The 16846-nt window shown below is 69.5% G+C and carries 12 protein-coding genes and 1 tRNA gene; 5 read left to right on the top strand and 8 right to left on the bottom strand.

Annotated elements, in window-relative coordinates; genetic code table 11:
* Positions 1-349: 349 nt before the first annotated feature.
* From ACFYYH_RS01140 to sucC, 5 genes are all read right to left on the bottom strand, one after another.
* A complete protein-coding gene (locus ACFYYH_RS01140; protein ID WP_388544188.1) occupies positions 350-484 on the bottom strand; it encodes a hypothetical protein in 135 nt (44 codons plus the stop codon).
* Between the two features lie 83 nt (positions 485-567).
* Positions 568-652: transfer RNA gene (locus ACFYYH_RS01135), tRNA-Leu, on the bottom strand.
* A gap of 209 nt (positions 653-861) precedes the next feature.
* Positions 862-2421 (bottom strand): aldehyde dehydrogenase family protein, encoded by a 1560-nt coding sequence (locus ACFYYH_RS01130; RefSeq protein WP_388544186.1) that lies wholly within the window; start codon positions 2419-2421, stop codon positions 862-864.
* 209 nt (positions 2422-2630) lie between these two features.
* A complete protein-coding gene (gene sucD / locus ACFYYH_RS01125; protein WP_388544184.1) occupies positions 2631-3533 on the bottom strand; it encodes a succinate--CoA ligase subunit alpha in 903 nt (300 codons plus the stop codon).
* A gap of 50 nt (positions 3534-3583) precedes the next feature.
* Positions 3584-4717: an ADP-forming succinate--CoA ligase subunit beta gene (gene sucC, locus ACFYYH_RS01120; protein ID WP_388544182.1), complete on the bottom strand. Its 1134-nt coding sequence runs from the start codon at positions 4715-4717 to the stop codon at positions 3584-3586.
* 148 nt (positions 4718-4865) lie between these two features.
* Between sucC and ACFYYH_RS01115 the strand changes: the two genes are divergently transcribed.
* The 5 genes from ACFYYH_RS01115 to ACFYYH_RS01095 all read left to right on the top strand — a co-directional run bounded on the left by ACFYYH_RS01115 (position 4866) and on the right by ACFYYH_RS01095 (position 12977).
* A complete protein-coding gene (locus ACFYYH_RS01115; protein WP_388544180.1) occupies positions 4866-6476 on the top strand; it encodes a thiamine pyrophosphate-binding protein in 1611 nt (536 codons plus the stop codon).
* A gap of 12 nt (positions 6477-6488) precedes the next feature.
* Complete coding sequence (gene frc, locus ACFYYH_RS01110; RefSeq protein ID WP_388544177.1) at positions 6489-7745, top strand: formyl-CoA transferase; 1257 nt, start codon at positions 6489-6491, stop codon at positions 7743-7745.
* A gap of 2 nt (positions 7746-7747) precedes the next feature.
* Positions 7748-9886 (top strand): acetate--CoA ligase family protein, encoded by a 2139-nt coding sequence (locus ACFYYH_RS01105; protein ID WP_388544174.1) that lies wholly within the window; start codon positions 7748-7750, stop codon positions 9884-9886.
* Positions 9887-10162: 276 nt separating this feature from the next.
* Positions 10163-11551: an OFA family MFS transporter gene (locus ACFYYH_RS01100; RefSeq protein ID WP_388544171.1), complete on the top strand. Its 1389-nt coding sequence runs from the start codon at positions 10163-10165 to the stop codon at positions 11549-11551.
* Position 11552: 1 nt separating this feature from the next.
* Positions 11553-12977 (top strand): OFA family MFS transporter, encoded by a 1425-nt coding sequence (locus ACFYYH_RS01095; protein WP_388544170.1) that lies wholly within the window; start codon positions 11553-11555, stop codon positions 12975-12977.
* 118 nt (positions 12978-13095) lie between these two features.
* Here ACFYYH_RS01095 and ACFYYH_RS01090 read toward each other — a convergent pair whose 3' ends face one another.
* Genes ACFYYH_RS01090 through eboE form a run of 3 tightly spaced genes read right to left on the bottom strand, consistent with a single transcriptional unit; the run spans position 13096 to position 16842 of the window.
* Positions 13096-14157 carry a sugar phosphate isomerase/epimerase family protein gene (locus ACFYYH_RS01090; RefSeq protein WP_388544168.1) on the bottom strand — a complete coding sequence of 354 codons (1062 nt, stop codon included), beginning with the start codon at positions 14155-14157 and terminating at the stop codon, positions 13096-13098.
* A 16-nt stretch (positions 14158-14173) separates the two neighbouring features.
* Positions 14174-15676: an alkaline phosphatase family protein gene (locus ACFYYH_RS01085; RefSeq protein ID WP_388544166.1), complete on the bottom strand. Its 1503-nt coding sequence runs from the start codon at positions 15674-15676 to the stop codon at positions 14174-14176.
* A complete protein-coding gene (gene eboE / locus ACFYYH_RS01080) occupies positions 15673-16842 on the bottom strand; it encodes a metabolite traffic protein EboE (protein ID WP_388544164.1) in 1170 nt (389 codons plus the stop codon). Before eboE ends, ACFYYH_RS01085 begins: the two co-directional genes overlap by 4 nt.
* Positions 16843-16846 lie beyond the last annotated feature (4 nt).

The raw sequence follows: 16846 nt of genomic DNA, 5'->3' as shown, positions 1-16846 counted from the left end.
CGAGCCAGGGCCTCACCCCGCGAAGCGACCGCGTCGGGCACGGGACGCGTCCGTTTTCTCCCCGGCTCGCTGGGTGCTCACTCCCCGTACGACGTGGCAGGCCCGCCGCCTCGGAGCACTGCCTGGATGCCGGCACGCCTGATCCGACACCCCGAAGAACGCGTCTACGCCATGCGCCACCTGAACGACGGCGACGCTCCGGCTGGCAGCCGTACGCCGCGGACGTTGTCCCGGTAGACCTCGTGGTCATAGCCGTGCTCGGCATACAGATGCTTGGGGCCACGTAGTGGCTGGCGGACGGGCCGGTGGGCGGCCCGCCGTTCATCGCGCGGATGCGGCCGGAGTCGACCTACGCTCCGCCACCCAGGGCACCACGGCCCCTATGACCCGCGACGAGATCGCCCGCCTGGTCCGCTCCCTCGGCGATCTCACCGCCGTCATCCGCCAAGCCCACACCGAGGACAAAGCCGAGATCTACCACCAACTCGGCCTCCGGCTCGTCTACACCCCGGACCCACACCACGACAGAACCCCACAGTCCCAGAGAGACCGTGGGGTAATGGTTCGTGTCCGAGGGGGGACTTGAACCCCCACGCCCGATAAAGGGCACTAGCACCTCAAGCTAGCGCGTCTGCCATTCCGCCACCCGGACGAGTGGTCGAACCGCGGCTTTCGCTCGCGGCGACACGGATAACGATACCAGGGGATGGAGGTGCTCCTCACCCGTATATCCGGTGGTCAGCGGTCCGCGTGGGGCGCTGACCACCGGGGTGGGCCTCCCCGGCGCGGGGCGCTCCTCCGGGGTGGGGAGGGGCGTCCGGCCGGGGGCGGAGCGGTGGGGTGCGGGTCAGCGGGTGCGGGTCACGGCATCAGGTGGTAGTCCGGGAAGTTCCCCGGCGGGCGCTCGCCCGCGGGGCCGTCCGTGACCGCGCGTACGAGCAGCTCGCCGCCGACGAACGCGCCCCGCCAGGAGTGGCCGAAGCCGCCGAAGAGCTCGTCGCGGTCACCCCGCGAGCGCGGCTTGCCGTGGCCGACCTTGAAGGCCCGGATCTGGGGGGAGAGCCGGGCATAGGTCGCCGGGTCGTCGGTGGAGAGGGTCGCGACGAGGGCGCCGTTCGAGGCGTTCATCGCGGCCAGCAGTTCCGCCTCGGTGTCGACCAGGACGATGGTGTCGACCGGGCCGAAGGGTTCCGCGTGGTGCAGCGGGGAGGACGGGGGCGGGTTGAGGAGGGTCACCGGCGGGAGGTACGCGCTGGTGTCCTGCCCGGCCAGGAAGAGTCCCTCGGACAGCGACCCCTCGTGCAGCGGGACCGCGCCGCGGCTGATCGCCTCGGCGACATGATCGGCCAGTTCCTTGGCCTTGGCCGCGTTGATGAGCGGTCCGAAGTCCAGTTCGGGCAATGGGTCGCCGGGCTGCTCGACCGCCAGGGGGTGCCCCAGCCGGATGGAGCGTACGGCGGGGAGGTAGGCGGCGAGGAAGTCCGCGAAGAGCGAGCGCTGGACGACGAAGCGCGGATACGCCGTGCAGCGCTGCTTGCCGTAGTCGAAGAGCTTCGGGATGACGGCCGTCAGCGCGGTCCAGTCGCTGTAGTTCCAGATGCCCCAGGTGTTGAGTCCCTCCTGTTCGAGCACATGGCGCTTGCCGAGGTCGGCGACGGCGGTGGCGATCCTGGCGCCGGTGTCCCGGCCGCCGACGAAGGAGACACAGCCGATCTCCGGCGAGCGCACGAGCGCCTCGGAGAGTTCGCCGCCGCTGCCGCTGACCAGGGTGATCGGGATGCCCTCACGGGCGGCGAGCGCACAGGCCAGGGTCAGACAGGCCACTCCGCCGTCGGTGGGGGTCTTGGCGATCACCGCGTTGCCGGCGAGTGCTTGCACCAGCATGGCGTGGACCAGGACCGACATCGGATAGTTCCAGCTCGCGATGTTGGAGACCGGGCCCGCCAGTGGGGTGCGGCCCGCCAGCATCGGCTCCACACCGTCGACGTACCAGCGCACACCGTCGATCGCACGGTCGACGTCGGCCTGGGCGAGGCGCCACGGCTTGCCGATCTCCCACACGAGGAGAAGGGCGAGCAGTTCGCGGTGTTCGGTGAGCGCGTCGAGCGTGGCGCTCACCCGCGCCTTGCGCTCCGCCAGCGGCACATGCCGCCATGCGCGGTGTTCGTCCAGGCAGGCACGCACAGCCTGCTGGGCGGTGGCGGCGTCCAGCCGCGGCGGCCCCGCTATGGGGCTTCCGTCGACCGGGCTGGTGGCGGGCAGTGCGCGGCCGTCCGCCTGCCACGACCCGGCCCAGAGATTACGCACCCGGTCGTCGAGGAAGGCCTCGGGCGCCACGGCGAGGCAGCGCTCCCAGGCGTCGGACCAGGACGTTCCGGGCTTCAGCGACAGAGTCAATTGAGGAGTGAGGGTGGGTGTCATCGAGGGTCTCCGCTTTCAGGGGCGGGAAATGACATGAGTCGTCCTGCCTGCCGTGGAAGCCGGGAGGCAAGGGCGAGAGGTGATGAGGAGATCAGGTCGCCATGGGGGCCACGACCTCTGTTGCTCGACGGTGACCGACCGGTTCGTCGCCCGGCCGGTCTCTACTACCCGCCGGTAGGAAACCGGGCGGGCAGCGGCAGGCACTCCGTTCAATTATGAGTGACGTCCCGCGTCACCGCGAGACGGTCCAGAACCAGCCGCGCCGTCTCCGAGGGAGTCGAGCCGACCCGTACGCCGACCGCCTCCAGCGCCCGCTTCTTGGCCCCGGCCGTACCCGAGGAGCCGGAGACGATCGCCCCCGCGTGCCCCATGGTCCTGCCTTCGGGTGCGGTGAATCCGGCGATGTAGCCGATCACCGGCTTGGTGACATGGCCGGCGATATAGGCCGCCGCCCGCTCCTCCGCGTCGCCGCCGATCTCACCGATGAGCACGATGATCTCGGTGTCCGGGTCGTCCTCGAACGCGGCGAGGCAGTCGATGTGGGTGGTGCCCACGACGGGGTCGCCGCCGATGCCGACCGCCGAGGAGAAGCCCGTCTCCCGCAGTTCGTACATGAGCTGGTAGGTGAGGGTGCCGGATTTGGAGACGAGCCCGATCCGGCCGGGCTTGGCGGCGATGTCCGCCGGGATGATGCCCGCGTTGGACTGTCCGGGGCTGATCAGCCCGGGACAGTTGGGGCCGACGACACGGGTGCCCCGCTCCTTGGCGTACGCGTGGAAGACGACCGCGTCATGGACGGGGATGCCCTCCGTGATCACGACCGCCAGTTCGATGCCCGCGTCCGCGGCCTCGATGACGGCGGCCTTCGCGAACGGCGGCGGTACGAAGACGACCGTGACATCCGCGCCCGTGGCCTCCATGCCCTCGCGCACCGAGCCGAAGACGGGTACGGCGCGGTCGTCGAAGTCGACGGTGCGGCCCGCCTTGCGCGGGTTGACACCGCCGACGACATCGGTGCCGGCGGCCAGCATCCGCCGGGTGTGCTTCATGCCCTCGCCGCCGGTCATGCCCTGGACGAGGACCTTGCTCTCCTTGGTCAGAAAGATCGCCATGGTGTCCGCTCTCCTTGAGCCGGGTGGTCGGATCCGGGTGGTCGGGCGTCTTATCCGGCGGACGCCAGTACGGCGGCCTGGCGGGCCGCCCCGTCCATCGTGGTGACCTGGTCCACGAGCGGATGCGCGCGGTCCGCGAGGATCGCGCGGCCACGGGCGGCGCTGTTGCCGTCGAGGCGCACCACGAGCGGCTTGGTCAGCCGCACCGATTCCAGCGCCTGGACGATCCCTTCGGCGACGGCGTCGCAGGCCGTGATGCCGCCGAAGACATTGACGAACACGGACTTGACGTCCGGGTCGGAGAGGATGACGGACAGTCCGTCGGCCATCACCTGGGCGGACGCCCCTCCCCCGATGTCGAGGAAGTTGGCGGGCCGGGCGCCGCAGCCCGCGACCACGTCGAGGGTGGACATGACCAGGCCGGCGCCGTTGCCGATGATGCCGACCTCGCCGTCGAGCTTCACATAGTTGAGGCCCTTGGCCGCCGCGGCGGCTTCGAGCGGATCGGCGTGCGGATCCTCGCCGTTGTCGCCCCAGCGCGCTTGCCTGAAGCGGGCGTTGTCGTCAAGGGTGACTTTGCCGTCGAGGGCGATAATCGGCCCATTCGAAGTGCGCACCAAAGGGTTCACTTCGACCAGCAGAGCGTCCTCACGGACCAGCACCTGCCACAGCGCCTGGAGTACCGGAACCGTATCCGGAGGCAGTTTCGCGGCGGCGGCGATCTCCGCCGCCTTGGCCTCGGTGACCCCTTCCACGGGGTCGACGGGGATCCGCGCGACGGCCTCGGGGCGGGTGGCCGCGACCTCCTCGATCTCCACTCCGCCCTCGGCCGAGGCGATCGCGAGGAAGGTCCCCGCCGTCCGGTCGAGGACGTACGAGACATAGAACTCGGCTTCGATTTCCACTGGTTGAGCGAGCATCACCTTCCTGACGGTGTGGCCCTTGATGTCCATGCCGAGGATCTGCCGTGCGGTCAGCTCGGCGGCGGCCGGGTCGACCGCGAGCTTCACTCCCCCGGCCTTCCCCCGACCCCCCGTCCTCACCTGTGCCTTGACGACCACACGGCCGCCGAGACGCTCGGCCGCGAACCGCGCCTCCCTGGACAGTTCCACCACTTCGGCCTCGGGCACCGGGATGCCGTAGTCCGCGAAGAGTTCTCTTGCCTGGTGCTCATACAGATCCATGCCGGCTCCCATTTGACGAAAGTGCCGCACGCCCCCTGGACACCATCCACCGGATGCGGGATAACAAGCTTCATACAGTATTCGAAGACTGTATGCAATGTACCGGGAGGGCGCCTGCCCTCCCCCGAGAAGGGACAGGACCGTCCTTATGTCCGATGCCGGCCAGGAGCTCGTTACTGGTGGTCAGCTCATTGCCAAGGCGCTCCGAGCGGAGGGTGTGGAGGTCGTCTTCACCCCGCTCGGCGGCCGGCTGAGCGACCTCCATGACGGCTGCGCCGACGCCGGCATCGAGTTGGCCGGCGTACGGCACGGACAGATGGCCGTCCACGCCGCCGACGGTTACGCGAGGCTCACCGGGAAGCCCGGCTGCGCGGTGGTCACCGACGGCCGCGGCATCACGGACGCCGTCACCGGCGTCGCCACCGCGTACCACCACGGATCCCCGGTCCTGCTCATCGGCGGCCAAGGAGCGTACGACCGGCGGGAGCCGGGACCGTTCCGGAATCCGTCGTACGTCGAACTCATGACCCCGATCACCACATTCGCCGCCACCGTGCCCGACGCGGCACGTGTGGCCGAGATGGTGTCGACGGCGTTGCGCGCGTGCCGCCTCGGCGCCCCCGGCCCGTCCTTCCTGGAGATCCCGCGCGATGTACTGGATGCCAAGGTGCCGTTGGAGAAGGCCCGGATCCCCGAGGCCGGCCACCACCGGTCCCCGGCCCGCCCGGCCGGGGACCCCGAGGCCGTCGAGAAGCTCGCCGGTCTGCTCGTCCGGGCCGAGAAGCCGGCCGTGCTGTTCGGCGGCCAGGTCTGGACGACCGGAGGGACGGACGCCGCCGTCGCGCTGGTGCGGGCACTGAACGTACCCGCCTATATGACCGGGGCGGGGCGCGGCACCCTGCCGCCCGGCGACCCGCACCACTTCCTGCTCTCCCGGCGGTACGCGTTCGCGAACGCGGATCTCCTCGTCGTCGTGGGCACCCCCTTCGACAGCGAGCCGGGACACGGCGAACAAATGTCACCGGCCGCCACCGTCGTCCGGATCGGCCTCGGCCACCGCGCCCCCGGTGAGAGGGACGGCGCCGCCCCCGCCATCGAGGGCGAGGCGGGGCCCGTACTGGCGGCGCTGATCCGGGCCGTGGACGCGCACGCCGACTCCGGCTCCGTCAGCCGCGAGGCCTGGCTCGACGAGCTGCGCGCCGCCGAGCGGACGGCGGCGGAGATGCTGCTGCCGCAGATCACCTCGGACGCCGTACCCGTCCACCCGTACCGACTGGTCCATGAGATCGACGCGTTCCTCACCGAGGACTCCGTCCATATCGGTGACGGCGGCGACCTCACCGCCTTCGCCGGCCGGATCGTCCGGCCCAAGTCCCCCGGCCACTGGATGGATCCGGGCCCGCTCGGCGCCGCCGGCGCCGCTGTTCCCTTCGCTCTCGCCGCCGGACGGGCCCGGCCCGGCAAGGAGGTCGTGGCGCTCCTCGGGGCCGACGCCTTCGCACGGACCGGCTGGGACTTCGCCTTACTCGTACGCCACCGGCTGCCGTTCATCGGCGTCGTCGGCAACACCCTCGGAGCTGCCCACTACGACACATTCGCCCAGATGCTGGGTGGTTACGGCGAAGAAGTACGCGACCCGGCCGATATCGCGCCCGCGCTCCTGCGGGCTCGCGAGTCCGGGCTGCCCTCGCTGATCGACGTCCGGGTCGACCCCGACGCGTACGTGCCCGGAACCATGAACCAGACCATGGACAAGTAGAGGAGCCCCCTCATGACGCAGGCTCTTGAGACCGCGGTGGGAACGAAGGCGCTCACCGGTATACGGGTGCTGGACATGACCCACGTGCAGTCCGGCCCGTCGGCGACGCAGTTGCTCGGCTGGCTCGGCGCCGACGTGGTGAAGCTGGAGGCACCGACCGGCGACATCACCCGCAAGCAGCTCCGTGACCTCCCCGGTGTCGACTCGCTGTACTTCACGATGCTCAACTGCAACAAGCGGTCCATCACGCTCAACACCAAGACGGAGCGCGGCAAGGAGATCCTCACGGAACTCATCCGCCGTTCCGACGTGATGGTCGAGAACTTCGGCCCGGGGGCCGTGGACCGCATGGGTTTCACCTGGGAGCGCATCCGGGAGATCAACCCGAGAATCGTCTACGCCTCGATCAAGGGCTTCGGCGAGGGCCCGTACACCAACTTCAAGGCGTACGAGGTCGTCGCGCAGGCCATGGGCGGTTCGATGGCGACCACCGGTTTCGAGGAGGGTCCCCCGCTCGCGACCGGTGCGCAGATCGGCGACTCCGGCACCGGTATCCACGCCGTCGCCGCCATTCTCGCCGCGCTCTTCCAGCGTGAGCACACCGGGCGCGGCCAGCGGGTCAATGTCGCGATGCAGCACGCCGTGCTCAATCTCTGCCGGGTCAAACTCCGTGACCAGCAGCGGCTGGCCCACGGTCCGCTCGCCGAGTACCCGAACGAGGACTTCGGCGACGAGGTGCCGCGCAGCGGCAACGCGAGCGGCGGCGGTCAGCCCGGCTGGGCGGTCAGGTGCGCGCCCGGCGGACCCAACGACTGGGTGTATGTGATCATCCAGCCGGTCGGCTGGCGGCCGGTCACCGAGCTGATGGGCCGTCCCGAACTGGCGGACGACCCGGAGTGGTCGACCCCGGAGGCCCGGCTGCCCAAGCTCGGCAAGATGTTCCAGCTCATCGAGGAGTGGACGAGCACCCTTCCCAAGTGGGAGGTGCTGGAGAAGCTCAACGCCCACAACATCCCGTGCGGACCGATCCTCTCCACCAAGGAGATCATCGAGGACGCCTCGCTGGCCGCGAACGACATGGTCATCGAGGTCCCGCACCCCCAGCGCGGATCGTTCACCACGGTCGGCAACCCGCTGAAGCTCTCCGACTCCCCCGTGGACGTGGTCACCTCGCCGCTGCTGGGCGAGCACAACGAAGAGGTGTACATCGGCGAACTCGGTCTCGGTGACGAGGAACTGCGCCTGCTCAAGACGAACGGAGTCATCTAGCAGTGGACAGCACGGAACCGAATCAGCAGGCCGTACGGGCGGTCCTGGACGCCGCGCTCGCCGAAGGCCGTACGGCCCTGACCGCTCCCGAGGGGAAGGCCGTCACCGACGCCTACGGCATTCCCACCCCGGCCGAGGCACTCGCCGAGACCGTCGACGACGCCGTGGCCCTCGCGGACCGGATCGGTTTCCCGGTCGCACTGAAGATCGTCTCTCCCGAGATCACGCACAAGACGGACGCGGGCGGGGTCCGGACCGGTCTGAACTCGCCCGCGGAGGTGCGCGGGGCGTTCCTGTCGATCGTCACCAATGTGCGGGCGTACGATCCGCGGGCGCGGATCCTCGGTGTCCAGGTGCAGCAGATGGTGCCGGCCGGGACCGAGGTGCTGATCGGTACCGTCACCGACCCGACCTTCGGCAAGCTCGTGGCCTTCGGCCTCGGCGGGGTCCTGGTGGAGGTGCTCGGGGATGTCACTTTTCGGCTCGCGCCGGCGAGCACCGACGACGCGCTGTCGATGCTCGACGGGATCCGCGCCGCGCGGATCCTGCGCGGGGTGCGCGGCGGAGCGGCCGTGGACCGGGAGGCGCTGGCCGCTCTGGTGGTCAAGGTGTCGCGGCTGGCGGGCGACTTCCCCGAGATCGCGGAGGTGGACCTCAATCCGGTGTTCGCGTCCGAGAACGGGGTGATGGCCGCCGATGTACGGATCCTGCTGACCCGTGAGGTCCCGGTGGCGCGGCGCCGGTACACCCGTGAGGAGATCCTCGCGTCCATGCGGCGGCTGATGAGGCCCCGTTCGGTCGCGGTGATCGGGGCCTCCGCCGAGGAGGGCAAGATCGGCCACTCGGTCATGCGCAATCTGATCGACGGCGGTTTCCCGGGCGAGATCCATCCGGTGAACCCCAAGGCCGATGACATTCTCGGCCGCAAGGCGTACAAGAGCGTGATGGACGTGCCCGGTGAGCCCGATGTGGCGGTCTTCGCCATCCCCGCCGGGTCCGTGCCCGCGGCGCTGGAGGAGGTCGGCCGCCAGGGCATACCGAACGCGGTGCTGATCCCGTCCGGCTTCGCCGAGACCGGCGAGCACGAACTCCAGGCGCGGATCGTGTCCATCGGCGAGGAGTACGGCGTACGGCTGCTGGGGCCGAACATCTACGGTTACTACTCCACCTGGCAGGACCTCTGCGCCACCTTCTGCACGCCGTACGACGTCAAGGGCGGCGTGGCGCTGACCTCGCAGTCCGGCGGTATCGGCATGGCGATCCTCGGTTTCGCCAGGACCACCAGAACGGGTGTCTCGGCCATCGTCGGCCTCGGCAACAAGGCGGACCTGGACGAGGACGATCTGCTGACCTGGTTCGGCGAGGACCCCGACACCGAGTGCGTGGCGATGCATCTGGAGGACCTCAAGGACGGGCGCGCCTTCGTCGACGCGGCGCGCGCGACCGTGCCGAAGAAGCCGGTGGTGGTCCTCAAGGCCGGGCGTACGGCGGCCGGGGCCAGGGCGGCGGGATCGCACACCGGCGCGCTCGCCGGGGACGACGCGGTGTACGACGACATCCTGCGGCAGGCCGGGGTGATCCGGGCGCCGGGGCTCAACGAGATGCTGGAGTACGCGCGGGCGCTGCCCGTGCTGCCCACACCGCAGGGCGACAACGTCGTGATCATCACCGGCGCGGGCGGCTCGGGAGTGCTGCTCTCGGACGCCGTCGTCGACAACGGCCTGTCCCTGATGGAGATCCCGCCGGATCTGGACGCGGCGTTCCGTGCCCTCATCCCGCCCTTCGGGGCGGCCGGCAATCCGGTGGACATCACCGGGGGCGAGCCTCCCTCCACCTATGAGGCGGCGATCAGGCTGGGGCTGGAGGATCCACGGATCCACGCGCTGGTGCTGGGGTACTGGCACACGATCGTCACTCCTCCGAAGGCCTTCGCCGAGCTGACGGCACGGGTGGTCGCGGAGTTCCGGGCCCGGGGCGTGCGCAAGCCCGTGGTGGCGTCGCTCGCGGGCGACGCGGAGGTCGAGGAGGCCTGCCAGTACCTCTTCGAGCGCGGGGTGGTGGCCTATCCGTACACCACGGAGAAGCCGGTCGCCGCGCTCGGTGCGAAGTACCGGTGGGCCAGGGCGGCGGGGCTGCTGTGACACGCCGTCCGTACACACAGTCGTCCGGTGGACCGGGGATCGCGCCCGGGGCCGCCGGAGGTCCGGGGGTTGCACCCGGGACAACACAGTCAGTGGACCGGGGCCGCGGGGCTCTTCTGAGACACCGTCAGACCCGCATGCCCGGTGCACCGTCGGAACAGCACACCGGTCAGGTGGTTGGGAGGTTACCGATGACCTAGCCCGCCCGGGGCAGCACGAAAGGTTTTGGACAGGGGGCGCTGGCCAGCTCTTTCGATGCAAGGGGTGCAACACCACATGACAACTACCGAAATCTCGACTTCCGTCCCCTTCAAGGAGGTGACGGACGGCAACGGACGCGTGTACCGGATCGGTGAGACCGACCGGGACATCATGGGCCGTCCCCGATGGACGATGGTGCTCTTCCCCTGGATCGGGATGATGGGCATCAGTTCGTCGGAGTACGCCTTCACCTCGGCGGAGGACACTCTGCACGAGGCACACCTCTGGAACAGCGGGCACATCTTCTGGCTGATGGGCGTCTGGATCTTCTTCCAGGCGGCCGTCGCCTTCCCCGCCGGGCAGCTCCGTGAGAGCGGCAAGCTGCCCGCCCGGTACGCCATGATGCTCGGCGCGCTGGGTACGTTCCTGGGCTATCTCTCCCTGGCCTACGCGCCGCATGTGATCGTGGCGTACATAGGCTTCGGTATGTTCAGCGGTATCGGCGCGGGTCTGGTCTATGCCACCTGTGTGAACATGGTCGGCAAGTGGTATCCGGAGCGCAAGGGAGGCAAGACCGGCCTCGTCAACGGCGGTTTCGCCTACGGCTCCGTGCCCTTCGTCTTCCTCTTCACCTCGTACATGGACCTGAGCAACTACCAGGTCGTCCTGGTCTCCGTCGGTGTCATCTGCTGCCTGGTCGTCGCCGTCGCCGGCTGGTTCTTCAAGGACCCGCCGAAGTACTGGTGGCCCACGGGAGCGGACCCGCTGAAGACGTCGGAGGACCCCCGTATCCGGCGTGCGCTGGAGAAGAACCCTCCGGCGGTCAAGCAGTACACACCGAAGGAAGCGGCACGGACGCCCGTGCTGTGGATGATGTGGTTCTGCCTGCTCTGCACGGCCGGTATCAACATCTTCGGTATCGCCTTCCAGGTGCCCTTCGGCAAGGACATGGGCTTCGCGGGCGGGATCGTGGCCACCGCGATGTCGCTCAAGGCGATCGTGAACGGTACGGGACGCGGTGTCATCGGCTGGATCTCCGACCGGTACGGACGCCGTAGCACACTGATCTTCGTCTGTCTGGTCCTGGGCAGTGCGCAGTTCGGTGTGCTCATCTCCGGATCCATGGGAAGCATGCCGTTCTTCCTCTTCTGCTCGATGGTCTCCGGCTTCGGCGGCGGCGCGATCTTCCCGCTCTTCGCGGCGATGACGGCGGACTACTTCGGAGAGAACAACAACGCCTCCAACTACGGCATGGTCTACAGCTCCAAGCTGATCTCCGGCCTGGTCGGCTCCGGTATGGGAGCCGTGGTGGTGGCCGCCTGGGACTACGAGGGCGCGTTCATCATCGCCGGTGGCATCGGCATCGCCTCGGCGGTACTGGCCCTGTTCCTCAAGGCGCCGGACAGGCCGAACCGCAAGAAGATACAGCCCAACCCGAACCCGATCGGCCGGGAGATCGCCTGACATGTCAGCACAACCTCTCTCCGGTACGTCCGCGCCGGCCACGGCCGGCGCGGACTACCGCGAAATCACCGACGCACGCGGCCGTGTCTACCGGATCGGTGAATCCGACCGGCAGATCCTCGGCCTCCCCCGCTGGACGATGGTGGCGCTGCCCTGGCTCGCCATGCTCGCCATCAGCGTCTTCGAGTACGCCTTCGGGGCTGCGGAGGAGACCCTGTCCAAGGCGCACCACTGGAGTTCGACGAACACCTTCTGGGTGCTGAGCGTCTGGATCTTCTTCCAGGCCTCCGTCTCCTTCCCGGCCGGCCGGCTGCGGGAGAAGGGCATCCTGACCAGCAGGGCCGCCATGCTCATCGGCTCGTTCTTCTCGCTGGTGGGGTTCGTCAGCCTCAGTCACGCGCCGAACATCTGGCTCGCGCTGGTGGGCTTCGGCCTGCTGGGCGGGGTGGGTTCCGGACTCATCTACTCGACCTGCGTGAATATGGTCGGCAAGTGGTACCCGGAACGCAGGGGCGGCAAAACCGGACTGGTCAACGGGGCGTTCGCCTATGGCGCCGTGCCGTTCATCTTCCTCTTCACCTACGGTTTCGACACCTCGAACTACCACACGGTGCTCGACCTGGTGGGGGTCTATGTCCTGGTGCTGACGCTGGTCTCGGGCCTGTTCTTCAAGGATCCGCCGAAGAACTGGTGGCCGGAGGAGGTCGATCCGCTCAATATCGCCGGGGACTCGAAGACCGGGAGGGCTCTCGCCAAGAACCCTCCAGCGGTACGGCAGTACACGCCGAAGGAGGCGCTGAGGACGGGTGTGGTGCCGCTGATGTGGCTCTGCATGCTCTGCTGCGCCGGCGTGTCGATCTTCGGTATCTCGTTCCAGGTGCCGTTCGCGAAGGAGATGGGCTTCGGCCCGCTCATCGCGGCGTCGTCCATGGGTGTGATGTCGGTGATCAACGGCACCGGGCGCGGTGTGGTGGGCTGGCTGTCGGACAAGCTGGGGCGGCAGACCACGCTGACCTATGTGTGTCTGACCCTGGCCGTGGCTCAGTTCGGTGTGCTGTGGGCGGGTGAGATCCGCAACCAGACACTGTTCCTGGTCTTCGCCTTCCTGTCCGGCTTCGGCGGCGGTGCGTTCTATCCGCTGTTCGCGGCGCTGGTCCCCGACTACTTCGGGGAGAACAACAACGCCTCGAACTACGGCATGGTGTACAGCGCCAAGCTGGTCAGCGGCCTGTTCGGCGGTGGTCTCGGCGCCGTCGTGGTGGCCTCCTGGGGCTTCGTCGGCGCGTATGTGGCCTCCGGTGTGGTCTCGCTGATCGCGGCGGGACTCTCACTGGTACTGCGGCAGCCCGGCGGTCCGGAACGCGGGCGAAGGACGGCCGTACTGCCGTGGGCGCGTACGCGCGCGCCCGGTGAGGCGCCCGCCTGACCCGGTGGGGGCGGGCGCGTCACACCGACGGCCCCCCGCACGGCTTCGGGAGAAGCCGTGCGGGGGGCCGTCGTCCGTGTACCGCCGCCGTCCGCGGTCCCTCGCGGTACGGCGGGGGCTACCGCCGCTCGCGCAGCGAGTGGAGGTGCGCCGCGGACTTGCGGGCGAAGGCGATGGAGTCCACCGGCTGGTCGTGCTCGACCTGCCAGTGGTGGTCGCGGCGGCCGCCGCGGGTCTTGTTCACCGCCGATATGAAGCGCTTGTAGTCGATGTCGCCGTCACCGACGTCCACCATCCGGTACCCGTCGCGGGCGGCGATGTCCTCGATGCCGTCCTTGACATGGAAGAGCGGGTAGCGGTCGGGCTGCTTGAGGACATAACGCAGCGGGTCGAAGGGGGCGGGCCTGCCCTCCGGGGTCTTGCTGAAGCGGAACTGACCCGCGAAGGCCCAGTAGATGTCCATCTCCAGGAAGACCAGATCGGGGTCGGTCTCGGCCAGCAGGACATCGTAGAGACGGACGTTCGGCTGGTCCGTCGCGAAGGAGAACTCCTCCGCGTGGTTGTGCTGGTAGAACTTCAGCCCCCGTCGCCTGGCCGCGGCGCCATAGGTGTTGAAGTCCTCGGCGGCCCGCTTCCAGGCGTCCACGGTGGAGCCGTAACGGAACGGTCCCGAGGCCGTGCCCACATGTTCGAGACCGAGGGCCTGGGCGTCGTCCAGGACCTGTTCCAGGTTCTGGGCGAAGCTGTAGGCGTTCGGGTTGCCGTCGTCGTAGTAGTTGACATGGCTGCCGATGGGCTTGAGCCCGTGGTTTCTGGCCAGCCGCTTGAGCTGGGCGAGCGTGATCTCTCCCGCGGAGCCCTGGGTGTATCCGGCGAATTCGATCTCGTCGTAGCCGAAGCGTTCGAGTTCGTCGAAGACCTTGGCGAAACCGATCGTCGAGACCTTGTCGCGCAGCGAGTAGAGCTGGACGCCGAGGCGGCCGGGGGGCAGGACGGGCTGTCCCTTGCCGTGTCCGTGCCCATGGCCGTGCCCGTGCCCCTCGCCCTTGCCCTGCGCGGCGGCCGGGGTGGCCGCCGCGCCCAGGACAGCGGCGGCGGTCGCGCCGGCCGCGACCCCGAGCATGGAGCGTCTGCTCAGCTTCTGGGCGAGCTCGGGGTCGGCTGACTTCTTGCGGCTCATTGCGGAACTCCTTCTGTCAGTGCAGTCCGGCAAGGTGGAGCAGGAGTGACTTCACATCGGTGGCCGCGACACGGTCACCGACGGCACGGGGGGCGGAGCACAGGATGAGCGGACCTTCGTCGTCGCTCCGCGGAAGGCGTCCGTGGCTGCCACGGATCGGGGAGGGGTCGAGGGGCACGACCGCGAGCCGGTAGCGCATACCGAGCTTCTTGCGGGCGATCGCCTTGGCCGCCTTGAGCCGTACGTACGGGTCGAGCGGGTCCATGAACAGCTCGACGGGGTCGTACCCCGGCTTGCGGTGGATCTCGACGAGCTGGGCGAAGTCGGGCGCCCGGTCGTCGTCGAGCCAGTAGTAGTACGTGAACCACGCGTCGGGTTCGGCGACGGCCACCAGTTCGCCCGAGCGCGGATGGTCCAGTCCGTGCGCCTTCTTGCCCTCGTCGTCCAGGATCGTGTCGATACCGGGCAGGTCCTGGAGCGCCTCACGGGTGACGTCGAGGTCCTCCGGGCGGCGCACATAGACATGGGCGATCTGGTGGTCCGAGACGGCGAAGGCCCGGGAGGCCATCGGGTCGAGATACTCCATCCCGTCCTGGGTGTGGACCTCCAGCAGCCCGGCCCTGCGCAGCGCCCGGTTGATGTCGACGGCCCGGGAGACCCGGGTGATGCCGTACTCCGAGAGCGCGACGACGGTACGGCCCTCGGCCCTCGCGTCGTCGAGGAGCGGGGCCATCGCGGCGTCCAGCTCGGCCGCCGCCCGGTGGGAGCGGGGGTCGTCGGGGCCGTAGCGCTGGAGGTCGTAGTCCAGATGGGGGAGGTAGCAGAGCGCCAGATCGGGGGTGCGGGTGCTGATGATGTGGCGGGTGGCGTCGATGATCCACTGGGACGAGACGAGATCGGCGCCGGGGCCCCAGAAGTGGAAGAGGGGGAAGGTGCCGAACTTCTCGGTGAGTTCGTCGTGCAGCGCCGGCGGACGGGTGTAGCAGTCGGGTTCCTTGCGGCCGTCGGCGTAGTAGACGGGACGCGGGGTGACGGTGAAGTCGGTGTCCGCGCCCATCGCGTACCACCAGCAGATATTGGCGACCGTGTAGCCGGGGTGGACCCGGCGGGCGGCGTCCCAGAGCTTGTCCCCGGAGACCAGCCCGTTGTGCTGGCGCCACAGCAGGACGTCCCCCAGCTCGCGGAAGTACCAGCCGTTGCCGACGATGCCGTGTTCGGCGGGGAGCGTCCCGGTGAGGAAGGTGGACTGCGCGCTACAGGTGACGGCGGGCAGCACCGTGCTCAGCGGGGCCTGCGAACCCGTGGCCGCCAGCTCGCGCAGACGGGGCATGTGCGCGAGCAGTTGGGGGGTGAGCCCGACGACGTCCAGCACCAGGAGCGGTGTGGGCGCCGGGGCCGGCGTGGGATTCGCTTCGGGGGCCGGGGCCGGTACCGGAGCGGTCACCGGTACGGGGGCGGCGGCTTCGGCCGCGGTGCCCGCGGTGGGGCCGGCCGGCGGCACGGCCGGGGTCTCGGTCATGGCAGCTCCTTCAGGCCGAGGTCGACCAGCAGGTCGCGGGCCAGGGTGAGTTCGGCGGCGATCCCCTCGGCGAGCTGTCCGCGCGAGCGGGGCCGCAGCTCGGCGGGGAGTGCCTGCCAGGTGTAGGTCTCGACCTCCAGATGACGGGTCCGCGGCTCGGCGCCGCCGATCAGCCGGGTGAGGGTGTCCTGGAGCACGGGGAGCGTGGAGGTGAGCGGCGGGGCGGGCGGGGCGTGCAGCGGCACATGGAAGTGCGCGCGCCAGGGGGCGCCGTCGGGCAGCGCCTCTCCGCCGAGTGCCTCGTCCAGATCGTCGGTGCCGCGCAGCCCGGCGGCGGTGCGGGTACGCGTCTGATGGAGGAAGCGGGGTTCGGCGAACGCGCCGAGCGCCTCCCGTACCTCCGGCAGATGCGGGTTCTCGGCGTGCAGGGCGGCGGAGAGCTGCGCCTTGGGGATCGGGACGCGCGCCGCGTGCAGCGCGGCCAGGGCCGTGGCCGGGTCCTCGAAGGAGGTGGCGAGATGGCAGGTGTCGATGCAGATGCCGATCCGGTCGCTGCCGATCTCCGTGAGCGGGCCGATCGCGTCGGCGGTGGTCTCGACGGTGCAGCCGGGCTCCGGTTCCAGGGCGATCCTGATGGACTTGCCGGTCAGCTCCTCCAGCCCGTCGAGCCGCTCGGAGAGCGTGGCCAGCGCCGTCCTGGCGGTGCGGGCCGCGGTGGCGTCGTAGTCGGTGCGCCAGGCGAGCGGAAGCGTGGAGACGGAGCCCTCGGTGACATCGTCCGGCAGCAGCGCGGCCAGCAGCCTGGCCAGATCACTGGTGTGGGCGAGCCGCTCGGGGTCGGCCCAGTCCGGCTTGTAGACGCGGTACTTGACCTCCTCGGCGCCGAATCCCTCGTAGGGGAAGCCGTTGAGCGTGACGACCTCCAGTCCCCGCCGGTCCAGCTCGGCGCGGAGTCCGCGCAGCGCGGCCGGATCGTTGATCAGCGCCTGGGCCGCGCCCTTGGCGAGCCAGAGACCGATGCCGAGGCGGTCGCGGCCGAGCCGTTTGCGCACCGGTTCGCAGTGGTCGCGCAGTTGGGCGAGCACACCGTCGAGCGTCTCGGCGGGGTGGACATTGGTGCAGTACGAGAGATGGACGGTGGAGCCGTCGGGGTGGCGGAAGCGCATGGGA

It is taken from the genome of Streptomyces sp. NPDC002018, from assembly GCF_042890865.1.
Lineage (GTDB): Bacteria > Actinomycetota > Actinomycetes > Streptomycetales > Streptomycetaceae > Streptomyces.
This window is presented reverse-complemented; position numbering and strand designations above follow the sequence as displayed.

What these genes read in the sequence shown, in the direction of transcription:
- sucC (WP_388544182.1), bottom strand. Translation starts at nt 4,717, where the DNA reads ATGGATCTGTATGAGCACCAGGCAAGAGAACTCTTCGCGGACTACGGC.
- eboE (WP_388544164.1), bottom strand. Translation starts at nt 16,842, where the DNA reads ATGCGCTTCCGCCACCCCGACGGCTCCACCGTCCATCTCTCGTACTGC.
- ACFYYH_RS01115 (WP_388544180.1), top strand. Translation starts at nt 4,866, where the DNA reads ATGTCCGATGCCGGCCAGGAGCTCGTTACTGGTGGTCAGCTCATTGCC.
- sucD (WP_388544184.1), bottom strand. Translation starts at nt 3,533, where the DNA reads ATGGCGATCTTTCTGACCAAGGAGAGCAAGGTCCTCGTCCAGGGCATG.
- ACFYYH_RS01100 (WP_388544171.1), top strand. Translation starts at nt 10,163, where the DNA reads ATGACAACTACCGAAATCTCGACTTCCGTCCCCTTCAAGGAGGTGACG.
- ACFYYH_RS01090 (WP_388544168.1), bottom strand. Translation starts at nt 14,157, where the DNA reads ATGAGCCGCAAGAAGTCAGCCGACCCCGAGCTCGCCCAGAAGCTGAGC.
- ACFYYH_RS01130 (WP_388544186.1), bottom strand. Translation starts at nt 2,421, where the DNA reads ATGACACCCACCCTCACTCCTCAATTGACTCTGTCGCTGAAGCCCGGA.
- ACFYYH_RS01095 (WP_388544170.1), top strand. Translation starts at nt 11,553, where the DNA reads ATGTCAGCACAACCTCTCTCCGGTACGTCCGCGCCGGCCACGGCCGGC.
- ACFYYH_RS01085 (WP_388544166.1), bottom strand. Translation starts at nt 15,676, where the DNA reads ATGACCGAGACCCCGGCCGTGCCGCCGGCCGGCCCCACCGCGGGCACC.
- frc (WP_388544177.1), top strand. Translation starts at nt 6,489, where the DNA reads ATGACGCAGGCTCTTGAGACCGCGGTGGGAACGAAGGCGCTCACCGGT.